General features: G+C 38.5%; 16 protein-coding genes. 6 read left to right on the forward strand and 10 right to left on the reverse strand.

Features of this window, described 5'->3' with window-relative positions:
- Positions 1-291 precede the first annotated feature (291 nt).
- Complete coding sequence (locus MMY79_RS09935) at positions 292-642, reverse strand: LysR family transcriptional regulator (protein WP_174765852.1); 351 nt, start codon at positions 640-642, stop codon at positions 292-294.
- A 219-nt stretch (positions 643-861) separates the two neighbouring features.
- Between MMY79_RS09935 and antA the strand changes: the two genes are divergently transcribed.
- The 4 genes from antA to MMY79_RS09955 all read left to right on the forward strand — a co-directional run bounded on the left by antA (position 862) and on the right by MMY79_RS09955 (position 5,325).
- Entirely contained in the window at positions 862-2,277 is a 1,416-nt protein-coding gene (antA, locus tag MMY79_RS09940; protein WP_174765853.1) for an anthranilate 1,2-dioxygenase large subunit, read from the forward strand.
- A 2-nt stretch (positions 2,278-2,279) separates the two neighbouring features.
- Positions 2,280-2,771 carry an anthranilate 1,2-dioxygenase small subunit gene (antB, locus tag MMY79_RS09945; protein ID WP_107879977.1) on the forward strand — a complete coding sequence of 164 codons (492 nt, stop codon included), beginning with the start codon at positions 2,280-2,282 and terminating at the stop codon, positions 2,769-2,771.
- A 5-nt stretch (positions 2,772-2,776) separates the two neighbouring features.
- On the forward strand, positions 2,777-3,811 hold the full coding sequence (gene antC, locus MMY79_RS09950) for an anthranilate 1,2-dioxygenase electron transfer component AntC (protein WP_252608099.1): 1,035 nt from the start codon (positions 2,777-2,779) through the stop codon (positions 3,809-3,811).
- A gap of 455 nt (positions 3,812-4,266) precedes the next feature.
- On the forward strand, positions 4,267-5,325 hold the full coding sequence (locus MMY79_RS09955) for an AraC family transcriptional regulator (protein ID WP_252608102.1): 1,059 nt from the start codon (positions 4,267-4,269) through the stop codon (positions 5,323-5,325).
- 66 nt (positions 5,326-5,391) lie between these two features.
- On the opposite strand, the gene MMY79_RS09960 is transcribed toward MMY79_RS09955, so the two are convergent.
- From MMY79_RS09960 to MMY79_RS09980, 5 genes are read right to left on the reverse strand one after another with little or no spacing between them, the layout of a single operon-like run.
- Positions 5,392-6,339: a transporter gene (locus MMY79_RS09960; RefSeq protein WP_252608104.1), complete on the reverse strand. Its 948-nt coding sequence runs from the start codon at positions 6,337-6,339 to the stop codon at positions 5,392-5,394.
- A 54-nt stretch (positions 6,340-6,393) separates the two neighbouring features.
- Positions 6,394-6,924: a flavin reductase family protein gene (locus MMY79_RS09965; protein ID WP_016138157.1), complete on the reverse strand. Its 531-nt coding sequence runs from the start codon at positions 6,922-6,924 to the stop codon at positions 6,394-6,396.
- Positions 6,925-6,952: 28 nt separating this feature from the next.
- Positions 6,953-8,191, reverse strand: a complete 1,239-nt coding sequence (locus MMY79_RS09970; RefSeq protein WP_252608106.1) for a styrene monooxygenase/indole monooxygenase family protein — start codon at positions 8,189-8,191, stop codon at positions 6,953-6,955.
- A 43-nt stretch (positions 8,192-8,234) separates the two neighbouring features.
- On the reverse strand, positions 8,235-9,020 hold the full coding sequence (locus MMY79_RS09975; RefSeq protein ID WP_252608108.1) for an SDR family oxidoreductase: 786 nt from the start codon (positions 9,018-9,020) through the stop codon (positions 8,235-8,237).
- 12 nt (positions 9,021-9,032) lie between these two features.
- Positions 9,033-10,283, reverse strand: coding sequence for a dienelactone hydrolase family protein (locus MMY79_RS09980; protein WP_252608110.1), 1,251 nt, complete (start codon positions 10,281-10,283; stop codon positions 9,033-9,035).
- 327 nt (positions 10,284-10,610) lie between these two features.
- Here MMY79_RS09980 and MMY79_RS09985 point away from each other — a divergent pair, with 327 nt between their 5' ends.
- Together MMY79_RS09985 and MMY79_RS09990 are read left to right on the forward strand one after the other, a co-directional pair.
- A complete protein-coding gene (locus tag MMY79_RS09985; RefSeq protein ID WP_252608111.1) occupies positions 10,611-11,864 on the forward strand; it encodes an OprD family outer membrane porin in 1,254 nt (417 codons plus the stop codon).
- A gap of 16 nt (positions 11,865-11,880) precedes the next feature.
- On the forward strand, positions 11,881-13,224 hold the full coding sequence (locus MMY79_RS09990) for an aromatic acid/H+ symport family MFS transporter (protein ID WP_252608112.1): 1,344 nt from the start codon (positions 11,881-11,883) through the stop codon (positions 13,222-13,224).
- Between the two features lie 68 nt (positions 13,225-13,292).
- Here the strand turns inward: MMY79_RS09990 and MMY79_RS09995 are convergent, their stop codons facing one another.
- The 4 genes from MMY79_RS09995 to MMY79_RS10010 all read right to left on the reverse strand — a co-directional run bounded on the left by MMY79_RS09995 (position 13,293) and on the right by MMY79_RS10010 (position 17,820).
- Positions 13,293-14,279 carry an AraC family transcriptional regulator gene (locus MMY79_RS09995; RefSeq protein WP_252608113.1) on the reverse strand — a complete coding sequence of 329 codons (987 nt, stop codon included), beginning with the start codon at positions 14,277-14,279 and terminating at the stop codon, positions 13,293-13,295.
- 327 nt (positions 14,280-14,606) lie between these two features.
- Positions 14,607-15,392 carry a 3-hydroxybutyrate dehydrogenase gene (locus tag MMY79_RS10000; RefSeq protein WP_252608114.1) on the reverse strand — a complete coding sequence of 262 codons (786 nt, stop codon included), beginning with the start codon at positions 15,390-15,392 and terminating at the stop codon, positions 14,607-14,609.
- 33 nt (positions 15,393-15,425) lie between these two features.
- A complete protein-coding gene (locus tag MMY79_RS10005) occupies positions 15,426-16,847 on the reverse strand; it encodes a GntP family permease (protein WP_252608115.1) in 1,422 nt (473 codons plus the stop codon).
- Positions 16,848-17,397: 550 nt separating this feature from the next.
- Positions 17,398-17,820 (reverse strand): hypothetical protein, encoded by a 423-nt coding sequence (locus MMY79_RS10010; protein ID WP_224971947.1) that lies wholly within the window; start codon positions 17,818-17,820, stop codon positions 17,398-17,400.
- Between the last annotated feature and the right edge of the window lie 4 nt (positions 17,821-17,824).

The raw sequence follows: 17,824 nt of genomic DNA on the forward strand, positions 1-17,824 counted from the left end.
TCATTTTCTTTAAATATTAGTGAATAATTTCATTAGTTTTATGGTCATCACCATGCCAAAAACCACATAGCGATGACCATAAAGATCTATAGAAAGATCAGTCGTTTATGCCAGCCACTTTTTTAGATACGCAATAAAAACGCCTATCCCAGACTACCTTTTTCGATAGTGCAGAATAGACGCCATTGTCTGTGTAACTGAAAATTGCAGCAGTGCTTTTTCAGCGTGCACTTTGTATTAAGCAAAAGTTATACCAAATTAAAAGATTCAGTCGCTATAAAAGCTTTTAATTTAGTTTTTTAAATAGCTACTCATGATTTGATAATCACGTTCTAAGGCCTGTCGAGCATTAACTTCCATTTGGCGATAGTGATGCAAGACTTTCTGGCCCAAAGCTGTAATGGCTGCCCCACCACCATGTGTTCCACCCGTTTGAGTTTCGACTAGAGCTGTTTCGAAGCATTGATTCATGGTGTCTACCAATTGCCATGCACGGCGATAGCTCATATTCATAGATTTTGCGGCTTGTGAGATCGAACCTGTTCTCTCAATTGCCTCAAGTAAGTCTGCCTTTCCAGGGCCGAATGCGATGTTCTGCTCTAAAAGAATTCTAATCTGTAATTTTAAGTTTTGTTCTTTCATCGGCTTAATTCACAAGATTTGACTTTATTCTGGTTAAGATTATATGGAAATTTAAAAAGATAGGACATATACATTTTTAAAATGCGATTACATCTTAAAGATCGTCTTATTAAAAAATCAAAACTGCACAAAGTGGATAAAGATCTGGAAAAAACGGATAGAGGCCAAAGCCTAATCGCGGTTCAATCAGTTAAAAGCTGAATGAATAGGATTGAGCAAATGACCTCATCTAATTTAAAACAATGGAATGATTTTGTAGATGGATGTATCGACTTCCGTCCTAAAGATGGCGTGTTTCGTATTGCACGAAACATGTTTACCGAGCCTGAGCTGTTTGACTTGGAAATGGAATTCATTTTTGAAAAGGTTTGGATTTATGCATGCCATGAAAGTGAAATTCCAAACAATCATGATTTCCTAACAGTTCAAATTGGTCGTCAACCGATTATTGTGAGTCGTGATGGTAAAGGCGAACTACACGCCATGGTTAATGCTTGTGAGCATCGTGGTGCGACTTTAACACGCGTTGCTAAAGGCAACCAATCTACATTTACTTGTCCATTCCACGCATGGTGCTATAAGTCAGATGGCCGTCTGGTTAAAGTCAAAGCCCCAGGCGAATATTGTGAAGATTTTGATAAATCAAGCCGTGGCTTAAAACAAGGCCGCATTGCCAGTTACCGTGGTTTCGTATTTGTAAGCCTCGATACACAAGCAACAGATTCTCTAGAAGACTTTTTGGGCGATGCAAAACTATTCCTTGATTTAATGGTTAACCAGTCCCCAACAGGTGAACTAGAAGTACTTCAAGGCAAATCATCTTATACCTTTGCAGGCAACTGGAAACTACAAAATGAAAATGGCTTAGATGGTTACCATGTAAGTACTGTTCACTATAACTATGTATCTACAGTCCAACACCGTCAACAAGTGAATGCATCAAAAGGTGCAGAACTCGATACGCTTGACTATAGCAAGTTAGGTGCGGGTGACTCAGAAACTGACGATGGCTGGTTCAGCTTCAAAAATGGCCATAGTGTTTTATTCAGTGACATGCCGAATCCAACAGTTCGTCCGGGTTACAGCACAGTTATGCCTTATTTAGTAGAAAAATATGGCGACAAATATGCTGAGTGGGCAATGCATCGTTTAAGAAACTTGAACTTGTACCCTAGCCTATTTTTTATGGACCAAATTAGCTCTCAGCTTCGTATTGTTCGCCCTGTGGCATGGAATAAAACTGAAGTCATCAGTCAATGTATTGGTGTTAAAGGTGAATCTGTTGAAGCACGCCGTAACCGTATCCGTCAGTTCGAAGATTTCTTTAACGTATCAGGCCTTGGTACACCAGACGATTTAGTTGAATTCCGTGAACAGCAAAAAGGTTTTCAGGCACGACTTGAGCGTTGGAGCGATATTTCTCGTGGCTGTCAGTCTTGGGAATATGGCGCGACCAAAAACTCACAAGATTTAGGCATTCAACCAGTCATTACTGGCCGAGAGTTTACCCATGAAGGACTCTATGTAAACCAGCATGGGCATTGGCAACGTCTAATGCTCGATGGCTTAAATAAGAAAGCATTGAAAATGCAAGATATTACTTTCGAAAACAATGCCCTAATGGATGAGGTGTAACCATGTCACAAGAACTAAATTTTGCTGTATCTCAGTTTTTGTACAAAAAAGCAGAACTTTGTGATGCTTATGACTGGGATGCCTATCTAGAGCTTTACGATGAAGATAGTGAATATCATATTCCACAGTGGATTGATGACCATAACTATGTTCAAGATCCAAATCAGGGTTTGTCTTATATTTATTATGCGGACCGTACTGGACTCGAAGACCGTGTATTCCGTATTCGTACAGGTAAAGCTGCGTCTGCAACGCCGTTACCACGTACATTACACAGCATGAATAACATTCGTGTAAAAACACTGGATGATGGATTAATTGAAGCAAAAGTCGTATGGCAAACGCTTTATAACCGTCAAGGCTTAGAAGGCTGTTTTTACGGACACGCTACTTATCTTTTACGCCAAACAGCAGATGGTTTCCGTATTCGTCGTCAACACAGCATTTTGCTCAATGACAAAATTGATTCCGTTTTAGACTTCTATCACGTTTAAGGGGAATGAAAATGGGACATTCAGTTGCACTTAACTTTGCCGATGGTAAAACCTTTTTCATTTCGGTAAATAACGACGAATTGCTGCTTGATGCAGCAGTTCGCCAAGGAATTAACCTACCGCTAGACTGCCGTGAAGGTGTTTGTGGTACCTGTCAGGGACAATGTGAAACTGGTCTTTATGAACAAGAATATGTTGATGAAGATGCATTAAGTGAGCGTGATTTGGCTGAGCGCAAAATGTTAGCTTGCCAGACGCGTGTGAAATCAGATGCAGCTTTTTATTTCGACCATGATTCTGCTATATGTAACGCTGGTGATACTTTAAAAATTGAAACCAAAGTGACTGCGGTTGAGCTGGTTTCTGAAACGACAGCAATTTTGCATCTTGATGCGAGCAGTCATGCTGAACAACTTCAGTTTTTACCGGGTCAATATGCTCGTTTGCAAATTCCAGATACTGAAGATTGGCGTTCTTATTCTTTTGCAAATAGACCAAATGCAACCAATCAATTGCAATTTCTAATTCGTCTTTTACCAGACGGTGTGATGAGCAATTACTTGCGTGATCGTTGTAAAGTTGGACAAACCCTACTCATTGAAGCGCCTCTGGGTAGTTTCTATTTACGTGAAGTACAGCGACCACTCGTTTTTGTAGCTGGGGGAACAGGGTTATCGGCTTTCTTGGGAATGTTAGATAACTTAGTTGAGCAGCCTAACTCACCTGCCGTTCAGTTGTATTACGGCGTAAATAATGAAACCGACTTGTGCGAACAACAGCGTTTACATGCCTACGCAGAACAGCTTCCAAACTTTAGTTATCACCCAATTGTGACTAAAGCAACAGAAGCTTGGCAAGGCAAAGCGGGTTATATTCATGAGCATTTAAATAAAGATCAACTGGCTGAGCAGGCTTTTGATATGTATTTATGTGGCCCACCGCCAATGATTGAAGCTGTTAAAAATTGGTTAGATGAACAATCTCTGCAAAACTATCGTATTTACAGCGAAAAGTTTTTACAAAGCAATACATCACGCTAAAAGCCTTAAGATTGTTTACTAAACCACTATAAGCCAACTCATTCAATATACTCTGTAAAGGGTATATTGTTTTTTTATTTTCAAAAATTAAAAGTCTTTTATATTCAATAATATAAAATTATAAATTCCGACAAAATAAATTGACCAGTTCGCTCGGATTTGCTATAAATTTTGATAGATCTTAAGGAATAAGATCATGATGAGATTAAGTAATAGCACCGTTTATATCCCTCTATTCTATTTCTCGAATTTATTAAATTGATGGACTAGATCCGAACTAAAAATTTGAGAAAATCACATTAATTAGCAGATAAATTGGTCTGTATTTTGCTTATATCTCATTGTAATTTGCGAGTAACTTAATTTTTTTAAGTGCCGTATTTACTTGCTGTGCAGCGAAGTTTTAAAGCTTTTACAACACAAGTAAATACAGGAGTGAGCCAAAAGGGATAAATATGAACCAAGCCAACTCCCCCGAACTCAGTGGGCGTCATTTTCAAAATGAGTCTATCTTTACCAATCATAATCTGGTGTTTGATCACCACGATTTAAGCGAAACCTGCCGAAATGTAGGTCAAATTTTTAAACCGCATGATCTTAAAGTCTCTCATCAGAAGCGAGATTTCAGTGCAACCATGCACCATGTTAAAACAGGTGCATTGTCTATTAGTCGCTTGGAATATGGTGCGGATGTCATTATTGAACCAGATCACCTTGATAACTTTTACCTAATTCAAATTCCAACTCAAGGCTACGCAGAAATTGAGTTTGGTTCACAAAAGTTTATTTCTTATTCTCAAGTTGCTTCTCTTATTTCTCCTCAGCAATCTTTACGTATGCGCTGGCATGCGAACTCGCCACAGCTTATTTTAAAAGTTTCAAAGGATGATTTTACTTACCATTGCCGTCAACACATTGCTGATTCAGACAATAATTTACTCGTTTTTGATCCTAAATTAGACTTTGCCACACAAAGTGGAGGCTACTTTTTACAGCTCGTTAGAACACTGATGGATGCTTTAGCATGTGATCAACATCCACTCCATCATCCTTTAGCCTTTAAACAATTTGAGTCAAATTTGTTTAATGCCCTCATTTATGGTCAACCCAATAATGCATTACATAGAATTGATCATTATAAAGAAAAAACCGTATCTCCTTATTTCGTGAAACGTACAGAAGCCTATATTAAAGAACATTTACATGAGCCACTTAATGTCGAAATTTTAGCTGAACATGCGGGCGTGAGTGTGAGAACACTATTTACTGGCTTTAAAAATTATTTGGGGACTACCCCAATGTCTTATCTTAAAGAATTACGCTTTGAACAAGCTCATTTAGAGCTCATGCACAATGAAAATCTATCAGTCACAGACGTTGCATTTAAGTGGGGATTTACACATTTAGGCCGTTTTTCTCAAGAGTACAAACGCCGTTATGGTGAGTTACCCTCTTCTACACGCCGTTCAGGGCAAGTCGATGGCTCGGGCTTAATTACTTCAATTTTTTCGTAAACTAAAAATAGATAAAAGCCTTTTATATTTTAGATATAAAAGGCTTTTTTATAAATTGTTTATAGATTAGAAATGGTGAACATAGCGAACTTGCAATCGTGTTCCCTCTGGACGATTTTCAGCATCTTGCTCAAAATAAGCATTTGCGACCAAATGATCATTTTTAGAAAAGCTATACATTGCACCTGGGCCAACAGCCCAAACTTGTTCACGTCGGCCTTTGACTTTTTCACCATCCACTTCAGTATCTGTCACTTGTTTTAGCCAATAGCCATTTAGTCCTAAACGGAACTGTTCAGTAATGGCATAGTCTGTTGCGAAGTTTGCATGAATCGCTTGCCCAGCTTGCATATCATTTGCTCCAGCAAATGCATAACTTGGGTCATCATTTTTAAAGTTATAGAGATAATGGATACGCGTTGAAGCTGTCCACTTTGGATTAAACCAATACGTTGCAGCCCAATAAGGATCAAATGAAACAGCATTATTACTTGGGTTAATATCTTTTTGTTGATCGTATTCACCAGTAGGTAAATTCACCTGAAACTCAAAACGATGTACAAACTTAGGCCCTTGTGCACCCATGACTGGATCGAACTGAATAAAAGGTCCAATCATAATGTCCCCAAAGCCACTTTGGGCCTTAATAGCAGCATTATTCAAGCCATCATCCATGTCCATTTTGCTGACAAAAGGAATTAAAAAATTCATACCTAGGCTGGCTTTATCTTTTACTCGGACATTCGATAAATAACTAATCTGCTCAACCAGTACTTGATAATTTAAATCTGTTTTAGGTAAACCTAATTTTTGTCCATTGGCATCGACCAGTTTATTGCTATCGTAATTTTGAAAATAGGTTTGAGCATACCAGCCAGGCCCTGCGGGTAACCCGCCATCGAGAAAGCTGGTCATACCTAAGTTTACGGTCGGTAAATCATAGGCATGTGTAACCAATGGCAAACCCAACAATGTCCCTGCTAAAAATCCATGTTTAATTAAAGTGCTTTTCATCTTCTTATTTCCTATAAAAAAAATCACGACCAGATTGATCGTGATTGTGGTGAATTAATGTGCTAATTCTGGATGCTCAGCAGCAATCCGATACTTTCCTGCGTGGAATACCAATGGTTCACCTTGGCGTTGTTGGTATTGTTCAATTTGACCAATAAAAATCAGGTGATCTCCCCCTTCATACTGATTTACATTGCGGCAAACCAAGGTTGCGAGTGCATCGGACAAAATTGGAACGCCTGCATTGCATTGTTGATGTGCAACGCCTGCAAATTTATCTTCAGCACCTCGAGCGAAATGTCCAGAAAGCTGATGATGCTCCTGCGCCAACATGTGAATGGCAAAATATTCAGCTTCAACAAAATCAGACAAACTTGGCGCTGTTTTTGAAAGGCTCCACAAAATTAATGGTGGGTCTAAAGACAGCGACGAAAATGAATTGGCTGTCATACCTATTTTCCGACCATCTTTACCACGGGTTGTAATCACTGTAACGCCAGTTGCAAACTGACCAAGTAAATTACGAATTTCTCTTGGGTTTTCAGCATTAATGCTTTGTAAACCTTGAGTTTCAATTGTGTCCATTTTTAACTCTCCCTTTGATATTTTGACCTTAAGCCACTTTTGCTGCGGTTTTTGAGGCCATGAATGCCTGAGCTTGATCTGCATCAAACCACCACGGGGCAAAAGAGCGCGGGTCATCAAAGTTATTGGCCATAATTGAAGCAATGCTTTGGTTTTGGCTTGCGGCTGCTAATAGTTCAACAACATGTGGCTGCGGTGGTACTAACAGGCTATTGGTCCAAGCCACGACTTTTTCTGCATAAGCCCAATAACGTTCAAAGGTTTGAACCATCCATTGTTCGCTAAAACCTTGATTATCATTGGCTAAAATGGCATCGAAATAAATTTTGCTACACTTAGCAGCGTTGTTTGAGCCTTGACCAGTAATCGGGTCATTGACTACCAAGGCATCTGCCATACCAAAAATTTGCTTGCCAGAAGGTAATGTTAAAATTGGTTTGCGTACTGTCGGTGGGAAACGTCCTGCTAAATAACCGCCAGCATCCGTCAACTCAACATTTGTGCAGCGTTCATATTCCCAAGGCACAAATTTTTTGAGCAAGTCCAAACTACACTGCAAATGCTGTTCCGGTGCTTTGACGTCTTGCCAGCAGTCCATTGGACCATTTGGAATACCTTCAAACACCATGATGTCGCAAGGACCATTCACAGTAAGTGCAGGAAAAGAAAAGTACTCACCGACTTCAGGAATAATATTAAAAGTCACACGTGAATAAGGTGAAATTGGCTTCATGTTTTTGACATAGGTCAATGCCAAAGTACGCTGTGGTTTATCAAACACACTGCGTGCATCATCACGCTCAAATTGTTTAACGACTTCACCTTTACCAGCCGCGAGTAATACAAGCTCGTAGTCGTTTGCGAGTTGTTCTAACTCTTCTATTCCCACATCCTGAATTACTAATCGACCGCCACGGCGTTCAAATTCTTCCATCCAATATGGCATTTTGACGCGTTGATCGACCGATTGAGCGTAGCGCTCAAGACGAGCACTCCATTCAAATGCTTTACCACCATTTTCAGGATTGACTAAAGCTAGCCCAATGCCCTCTACCGCTGGACATTCTTCTTCCCAAAAATTCAGTCCCAAGTCACGTTCAGTTTGTAAAGCGGTATGAAACATACACTGGCTTGACATGACTTTGCCTTGGCGGATTTCATCGGCAGTTCGGTTGGTGATCATTGTCACGTCATAGCCTGTATCTAATAAGCCTAAACCAAGCTGTAAACCAGACTGTCCTGCTCCAACAATTGCAATACGGCGCATAATATTCTCCATAATTTTCTAAATGTGCTTTTAAAATGCTGTGCTATTCGGCTAAACGTGGAATAGCGGGCTGTGATCCTTCAGGGCCCATCACTGAATATCCGCCATCGACCGCATAATCTGCTCCGGTGACAAAACTCGCAGCGGGTGACAATAAAAACAAAACAACATTGGCAACTTCTTCGGGATGACCCAATCGACCTAGCAAGTGATAATCGGCCGCCACGCTATCGGCCTTTTCACGGTTATTACCACTGACTTCTGCAATAACACGAGACCATGTCCAACCCGGTGAAACGGAGTTGATGCGAATACCATCGGCAGCAAAATCCATTGCCATGCTTTGTGTGAGTTGACGTATTGCGGCTTTAGACACTGGATATAACCAGCGCCCTGTTTGTGCCACTTTGGCCGAGATTGAAGTAAAATTAACGATTGAACCTTGCTGCTTTTTTAGGTCATTGTATAAAGCACGGCTCAGCTCAACTGTAGAGACCAAATTAATATCGAGTGCTTGTAACCAGTCCTGACGTGAAGATTTAAAACCGTCATCTAAATATGTACATGCCAGATTGACCAAGTAACTCACTTGACCTAAATGTTGGTGAATATCTGCCACAGCTTGTTGAATAGCCGCATCGCTGGTTAAATCGGTTTGAATAAACATCACATCATGGTTAAAGCTTTCTGCAATTGCTTTGCCTTTAGCATCAATATCTAAAATAGCGACATGAGCACCCGCACTCACCAAAGCTTGTACAACAGCTTTACCAATAAGTGTTGCTCCGCCACTCACCACAGCAACTTTTCCTTTTAAATCTATATTCATTGCGCATCCTCCTTAATTGACTGGCTTGCCTTCACTACTTGACCAAGATGGCATCAAAGTATTTGAAGGAAGATCTTCATCAAGAAGTTTTCGCGCGGTCTCTACACCTGCAACTGGCAAGCCTGCTGGGTCTAATAAACCAATTTGAACGAGCACCGATGCTTGGTCCCAATAAATATGTTCATGACACAGCTTTGAACCTCTAAACTGAATTACACCCAACATTGGTATTTCGACATATTTACCAGTCGGTTTTACACCCGGTAATAACCAGTCAATTTCAGCATCGTGGGTAAAACTCATAATGAACTCGTCTACCACTTGCGTTGAGCCAACCGTACGAGAGATTGAAGTAATCTTCATATCTTTCGGGTTTTGGTGCACAAAGTGATACTGATAAAAACGAGCAAGCTGACTTTGGCCTACACCACCAGTTAAGGTTGGAATATGGTTGACATAAGGCTCCGCAACCATCGTTGCCATGGTTGCAGGCACATCACGCGTATCAAACTCATGACGAATATGCTCTTCCCATAGCGCAACTAAGTCATATTTCGGTCCAATCGTGTTATGTAGAGCTGTTACTGTACGCTCGTGGGCAAAGCGTGCTGAAGGTTTGTGATAATGATTGCTTTTTGGGCGTGCAAAAGCATGATCAACACCTTCATAAACATAAGCTTGTACATTTGAATATTGGTTAGTTGCATTGACAATCGCTTGTCTCGCATCTGGCGGTGTAAATTGGTCCAGTTCTGCAATATGTAAAACCAAACGGCCTTTTACGTTGGCTAACTCATCTAACGCTTTTTCAATGCCTACACCGTAATAACCTACAGCACATGCCACTTCCGAAAGCCGACAGCCAGCCAGATACGCAAGCTTTCCACCTAAACAATAGCCCACCACACCAAGTCCTGTAGAGGTGTCGCATTCTGGTCGAGTCTTTAAAAAAGATAAGCTGTCCTGAATATCTTCAACCCCAAGATTTTCATCATATTGCTGATAAAGCTCGAAAGCCTTTTGAAAATCTTCTGGTGTGTAACCCAGTTCGATATTAGATGCTACACGCCAAAATAAATCAGGAACTAAAACGGTATAGCCCTCTTCTGCAAGAAATTCTGCTTTTTCTCGCATGGCTGCATTCACCCCAAAGATTTCCTGACAAAGCACCACTCCAGGTCCTTTTCCCGTTTCTGGTGTTGCTAGATATGCACTGAACTGCTTTCCAGATGCTGTTTTAATTTGAACGGTTTGACCAGCCATAGTGTCAACTCCTGACATTGTTATGGCTTTATCTTCTATCCGAATATTTTTTTAGGCTGTCCAAAAGCTGCAAGCACTATCCAATCTCTGCGCAATTATCAAAATCAATAAAAATGGATAAAACACTAAAAATTAGAAAACTAATAAATTTCATAACTTTAAATTAAAAATAAAATTAATACTTTTTATCTAATTTGGAAAAAATGGATGAAGATTAGGACTTATTGGATAGTGGCTATTGGCTAAAAATAGTTCAATCAAGTCATGTAATTAGTTTGATTACATAAAAAAAAGCCCAGTCATTTTCTAAATTAAGGCGTTTTATTTATGCATCGACCATGGCCACTTTATGGACAACAAAAAACGTTAATGCTCATCAATATTTTATGTTGTAGTGCATTTTCTACTCAGGCTTATTCAGCGGATGAAGAATGGAAATTTACATTAAAAAATGCATATATAGACAGAAATTATGACAATCCAGATGTAAAAGACACCGGTAGTTGGTCACAATCAGCTTCTCTATTTTACAACTCAAATATGCATGATACGCCGTTAGAAATTGGAGGAACCCCGATTCAAATTGGCGCAAATGCTTCAGCACAATATGCGGTTCGTTTAAGCCAAGATAAACATGTTGCAGATACGGTATTACCTTTTGATAAAGCGACGCAGTCTCAAGCACCTGATTATCTAAAATATGGTGCGACCTTAAAGTTAGGCTATAACAAGACGCTACTAAGCATTGGTGAATTATGGCTGGATTTACCCGTAACCACTGTAGATGCAAGCCGACAACTCCTGACGTCTTATTGGGGAACTAATCTTAAGAGTCAGCTAAACGATAAGCTTTTTGCTGAAATTGGCCGTATTGAAAAAGTATCACCGCGAAACGAAGAAGATTTTCATCGATTTTCTTTTACTTCAAAAGGTGTGACTGCCTATTCAGATGGACTTAACTACTTAGATCTTCGCTATCAATTTACGCCTACGTTAAAGGGCGAATATTACTTTGGAAATATGGAGGATTTATATAACAAACACTATGTCGGCGTTGACCATATATGGAAAAATTCTAATTTTTCAGTTAATTCAAAATTCAAATATTTCAATGCTAAAGATAATGGAAATCTTTTTGACATCGACGCACAAAATGTAGGGTTATTAGAAACACTTAAAGTAAAAAATCACAGTTTTGGTGTGGGTTATCAGCAAATTATTGGTGAGTCTGCTTACCCGTTACCAGATGGTTTCTTGCCTGAAACTTACTTCATTAACTGGAACACCACAGGTTTCTTCAAACAAGATGAAAAGTCTTATCACTTCATCTATGGCTATGACTTTAAAGATTATGTGCCGGGTTTAAATACGACTTTCAAATATGTATACGGCGATCACTTTAAGACAGCAGATGGCTTAAAAAATAAAGAAAGTGAAGCAAACGTTATTGTCAATTATGCCCTTCAACAGCCATTCCTCAAAGGTTTAGCTCTTCAGTACATCTTCATCAATTACGACATTAAGCATGGAAACGATTTCTCTGAAAACCGTTTCTTCGTCAATTACAGCAAAAAATTTTAATGAATAAGGAATACGTATGAAAACGATAGATGCAAACACGATTATCAACCGCGAAAAACTGTCTCCATTACAGCGGATGGTTTTTATCCTAGGCTTTTTTGTCTTCTTCTGCGATGGTCTAGATACAGGGATTATTGGTTTTATTGCTCCTGCATTATTAGATGATTGGGGAATTACCAAGCCGCAACTTGCTCCAGTTTTAAGTGCTGCTTTAGTCGGTATGTCGATCGGTGCAATCATTTCGGGGCCTCTATCCGATAAGTTTGGACGTAAAGGTGTCATTGTTTTTACAAGCCTTTTATTTTCAATATTTACAATTTTGTGTGGCTTTGCTAATTCAACTCAAGACTTGATGATTTATCGCTTTATTACAGGTGTTGGTTTAGGCGCAGCCATGCCAAACATCAGTACCATTGTCTCTGAATATATGCCTGTAAAACGTAAAGCATTCCTAACAGGCCTTGCTGGTTGTGGTTTCATGCTCGGTATTTCTTGCGGCGGTGTGTTGTCAGCTTATCTATTAGAAAGCTATGGTTGGGCTAAAGTGATTATTATTGGCGGAAGTATTCCCCTCATTTTAGTGGTTGCTTTATTACTTAAATTACCTGAATCAACGCAATACTTAATTACACGTCATCAACAAGATAAAGCTCAGCGTATTTTAGAAGATATTCAAGGTCATTCTTTTCAAGAGCCTGTAAAACTTGTTTTAACTCAAGCAGAAAATGCCTCTGATGAAAATCCAGTTAAAATCGTTTTAGGTAAATACCTTTGGGGTTCAAGCATGCTTTGGCTCTGCTGCTTTACCAGTCTATTGGTGTTTTATCTTTTGACAAGCTGGATGCCAACGATTTTAAAAACAGCAGGTTTTAGTACGCAACAGTTTAGTTTAATTGCAGCGATTTTCCCTTTTGGTGGTGTGATTGGTGCAACCATTATGGGATGGTACATGGATAAACTGAATCCAACTACAGTCATCAAATATTCATATCTGATTGCTTTCGCCCTATTCATTGTTGCAGGTCTAGTGAGCTCAAATATTTTCTTGTTAGGTCTTACTATCTTCTTAATTGGAGCTTTACTCGCAGGTGCTCAGTCTTCATTACTGCCACTTGCAGCTATGTTCTATCCAGCAGTGTGCCGTGCAGTTGGCGTTTCATGGATGCATGGTATTGGTCGTATCGGTGCAATTTTAGGTGCTTTCTTTGGCTCGCTCATTTTCACTTTCAACCTAAGCTTAAGCGGTATTTTCTTTATTCTTGCACTACCAACCTTCATCTCATTTATTGCACTTAGCCTGAAAGTGCTTTATGAGAAATCTAAAAACAAACAAGTGTTAAAGCTAGAAGAAAGTCTATAAATATTAAGCGATAAATAAAAAACTGATTTAGTTGCCTAAATCAGTTTTTTTAATGGGAAAATTAAATATCAGAAAATTTTGCCCTTAGTCTCACTTGGATTTTCTCCGAACTCTTCACGATATTCTTGAGAAAAACGACTTAAATGGTTAAAGCCCCAGTCATAGGCAAGCTTTGAAATAGAAACCTTTCTATCTGCTCCTGTGGTGCTCAAGATTTTATAAATTTGTTGAAGGCGATATTTTTTTAAATACGACATTGGACTGGTACCGTAGTACTGTTGAAATTCGTCATACAGTTTTGATTTTGAAACCCCAGCCAGACGTTGCAAGTCTTCTGCACAGATTTCTTCGTGAGCATGTTCAATAATAAAATTACGAACCTTACGGATATAAGCTGGCTCATCCTGATGTGAGAGTAACTTTAAGGCTTCAGAGTAGTTATTTTCTTGAGACAACAATAATGCTTTAATTACAAAATTTTCATAGTCTTCAGACAACATCTGCAAACCATAAAAATTGCTATATTGAGATTTTAACTGTACAAAATTTTGAATGTTCTTCCACCATGCACCAATCAATTGCTCAGAGTTTAAGTGCATTTCGGGGTTAAAAATAATGGGAGCTTCTATAGGTTTATTCAGTAGATCTGCAAGAACAATCTGCATACTCCGCTCAGGAATAACCACCTGAAATTTTCTGCAATCTTTATCGATAATCAAATCTTGCTGATCGTTATTTGAAACAATGAGGCCCCTGTTTTCATCAGATTGATAATGAGCGCCACGAATGTTGAGAGCTTGTCGACCTTGTATAGGCAAACTAATGCTATACGCTTTTAAATTTGAGATGTTGATGGCAACGTTTGCACCATAACTGATTGTACCAATCGCCATTTTTTTATTAGGCAAACGCATTCCGTCATAGTGAAAATCGAGAGTGTCTTTGTAAATTGTGTCTAGACGGTGTTCACCACAAATTGTGGACATCAAATTCTGCGCAAATTCAGCTTTGCGAGAATAATGATTGAGTTCCGTCTGTTGGCTGAGTGATATCATATCCTTTTCACCTAGCTAAATAACTTATTGCTTTAAAAGCAACTTGTATGCCAATTAATATCCTTTAATTGACGAGTTTTCCTGAAAAATATCGAATCAAGAAAGAGAGTAAAGATTACTTTCTCATACTCTATTAGATTTTAAAAATGGAAATAAGTTAAATACCTTTAAAGTATAATTTCATACTTTAACAAACTTATTTTATTAGACTTTTTATAAACAAATAGAGTAGAGATAAATCATTATTTTGAACATTAGAATATCGTAAATTTTAACGAATAAAAAAACCGCCTATTTTAAATAAGCGGCTTTTATAAAACACTTAAATTATTGTGCTGTGTAGCCACCATCCATAACGACAGCTTGGCCTGTTACCCCACTAGCTTTACCACTCGCAAGGAAAATTGCATAGTCAGCGATTTCTTCAACAGACAACAAACGTTTTTGAGGAACCATTGCCAAAATTACATCTTCAAGTGCGCTGTCTAAACTCACATTACGAGTTTTAGCCAAATCTGCAATTTGACCACGAACCAATGGTGTATCTACATAACCTGGGCATAAGGCATTTACCGTAATACCGTCACGTGCACATTCCAATGCCGCAACTTTTGTTAGGCCAATTAAACCATGTTTCGCGCTGTTGTAACCCGCCTTTCCAGCAAAACCAATCAAACCATTAATTGAAGCCATATTAATAATACGGCCATATTTTTGAGCTTTCATGATTGGAAAAACGTGTTTAATACCAATAAATGCCCCCGTTAACATGACCTGAAGTAGCTTTTGAAAAACAGCCGTTGGAAACTCTTCAATAGATGCAACATGTTGGAAACCAGCATTGTTAATTAAGATATCAACCGTACCGAAGGTCTTTTGAGTCAGCTCAATTGCTTGTTTATAAGCACCTTCATCAGTTACATCACATGGTGCAGATAATGCATCAAAACCTTGCTCTTTGAGTAAATTCGCTGTTTCTTGGCACTTTTCGGCATTCATATCAGAAATGACAACTTTGGCACCTTCTTGAGCAAATTTCTTGGCAATCTCTAGACCGATACCGCTTGCAGAACCTGTAATAAAAGCGACTTTACCGTCTAAAAGTTTAGTCATCTATTTACTCCTTAATACTTATAACGTGCTGATTTAAACAATACCTGTTACGGTAAAGACCGTAATGACCACAAATACCGCTAACGTTTTTATTACTGTGACTGCAAAAATATCTTTATACGATTGTTTATGGGTTAAACCTGTAACAGCGAGTAAAGTAATAACAGCACCATTATGCGGAAGTGTATCCATACCACCCGATGCCATCGCAACCACACGGTGCATGACTTCTGGCGGAATACCTACGGCTAAAATCGCAGCGTTATAGTGTTCAGCCATCGCACTTAAAGCGATACTCATACCACCAGAAGCTGAACCGGTAATACCTGCTAAAACGGTTGTCGTCACCGGCCCATTCACTAAAGGATTTGTGAAGGTACTGCTCATTGCATGACTAATCATGGCAAAGCCCGGTAATGACGCAATAATTGCACCAAAGCCATACTCAGAAGCCGTATTCATTACTGCTAAAAGTGAGCCGCCAATACTGGCATTAATGCCCTCTTTAAAATTCGTCACTACACGCTGATAATCAAATAAAATTGCAGAAATAATCCCGACAATGAGCGCAAGACCAACCGCCCAGATCGCACCAGTTTTTGCTACATCTACGGTGTAGTCAGCTAAACCGACGGTGGCAAAATCAAAGCCATTTGGGTACCACTCTTTGATTGCTTTAGACAAATATTTGTTCATTACTGCAACAAGAATAAGAGGTACAAACGCTAAAAACTGACGAGCCGTACTTCCATTGGTTTGCAAGTTCATATCGGCTTCAATTTCTTGAGATGGCGTATCGTCTACACCAAACCCAGAGAAACCTTCTCCAACTTTTGCAGCAGCACGACGACGCCATTCTAAGTAGCTCAAACCCATACATAAAACAAAAATAGCGCCAATAATTCCTAGAAATGGTGCGGCATAAATATTGGTGCCAAAGAATGTGGTTGGAATTACGTTTTGAATTTGTGGGGTACCTGGCAATGCATCCATGGTAAATGTAAATGCACCCAGCGCGATGGTTCCCGGAATTAAACGTTTTGGAATATTAGCTTGTCTAAACAACTGATTGGCAAAAGGATAAATGGCAAATACAGCAACAAAAAGACTCACGCCGCTATAGGTTAAAATTGCACCTAGTAATACAACCGTTAAAATTGCTTTTTTTGCCCCAATCCATCTTACAATAGTTCGAGCAATAGACTCAGCAATTCCTGACATTTCAACGACTTTACCGAAAATTGCCCCAAGCAAAAATACCAAAAAGTAATCTTTAATAAAGTTCACCATTTTGGGCATAAATACACCCGAATAAAACGGTAAAACATTGGCTGGGTTAATGAGTAAAACAGCAAGTAAGGCACAAATTGGTGCCATGAGAATGACTGAAAAGCCCTTGTAAGCTGTATACATTAACAGCCCAAGCGAAAGTAGAATTACAAATAATTCCCACATATATTCTTTCTCCCTAAAGAATAGATATTAGGTTCAATAAAATTACCAAAAGATATTTAGGTTATCCCAAACCTAAAATGATAAAAATCACAATATCTATGAATGGTAATAGGAAAATGAGCTTAAAAATAAAATATCACTAAAATATTTAAAAACAATGTAATTTAATTTAAATTTTAAAATAACAATAAAATACAAATGTTTATGTTATTCGATCGGTATAATTTGACTATTTAAAAATTATTATTGTTTTATAAAACTTATTAATTGTTGAGTAAATTAATATCTCTATATTATTTAATAAAGACAATTAAATAATATGTTTTTTAAATATTCTTTATCAAATAAAAAACAAAAGCCCCCTAATAAGGGCTTTTATCAAAATATTAGTTTTATTAATTGTAAAGCATTTCACTTAAGAGATTTACAGTAGGGAAGTCAGCTAGTATTGAACGTTCAGATTTACACTTATCAGTCTATATTATTAACAATTGGGTTATTTTGACTCTGCATAAATGTAATCCAATAAAATTAAATACTTATATCTGATTTATAATGGTAACAATCTAGGTCTACGATATGGACCAGAACTTATACGAAAAATATTTTTAACATTTGGTTTGATATTTTGTTTCTCAAAGGCAGGGTTAAAGCTTGATCCAGTACACAGTCCTTTTCCTTCAGGATCAGGTGCCACTGCCATACTCCATTGTCCTACTGGTAAATAAAATGTTGCTTTCTCACCTGTATCAAAACGTCCAATAGTTTCATTACGAAAGAGAACACTTAAATAACAAGCGCTACCTAGAAAGCCAGTATCTCTAGTGATTTCAACTTCAGCATAACCATCTTTATTTTCTTGATAAGCTAATAAACGTTCTTTGGGTGATTGCTTTGCCATAGTTGTCGAAATAGGCGTTGTGGCACACCCAACCAAAGAAACGACAAAACCCAATAAAAGTATTTTTTTCATGACA

This window comes from Acinetobacter sp. XS-4, from assembly GCF_023920705.1.
Lineage (GTDB): Bacteria > Pseudomonadota > Gammaproteobacteria > Pseudomonadales > Moraxellaceae > Acinetobacter.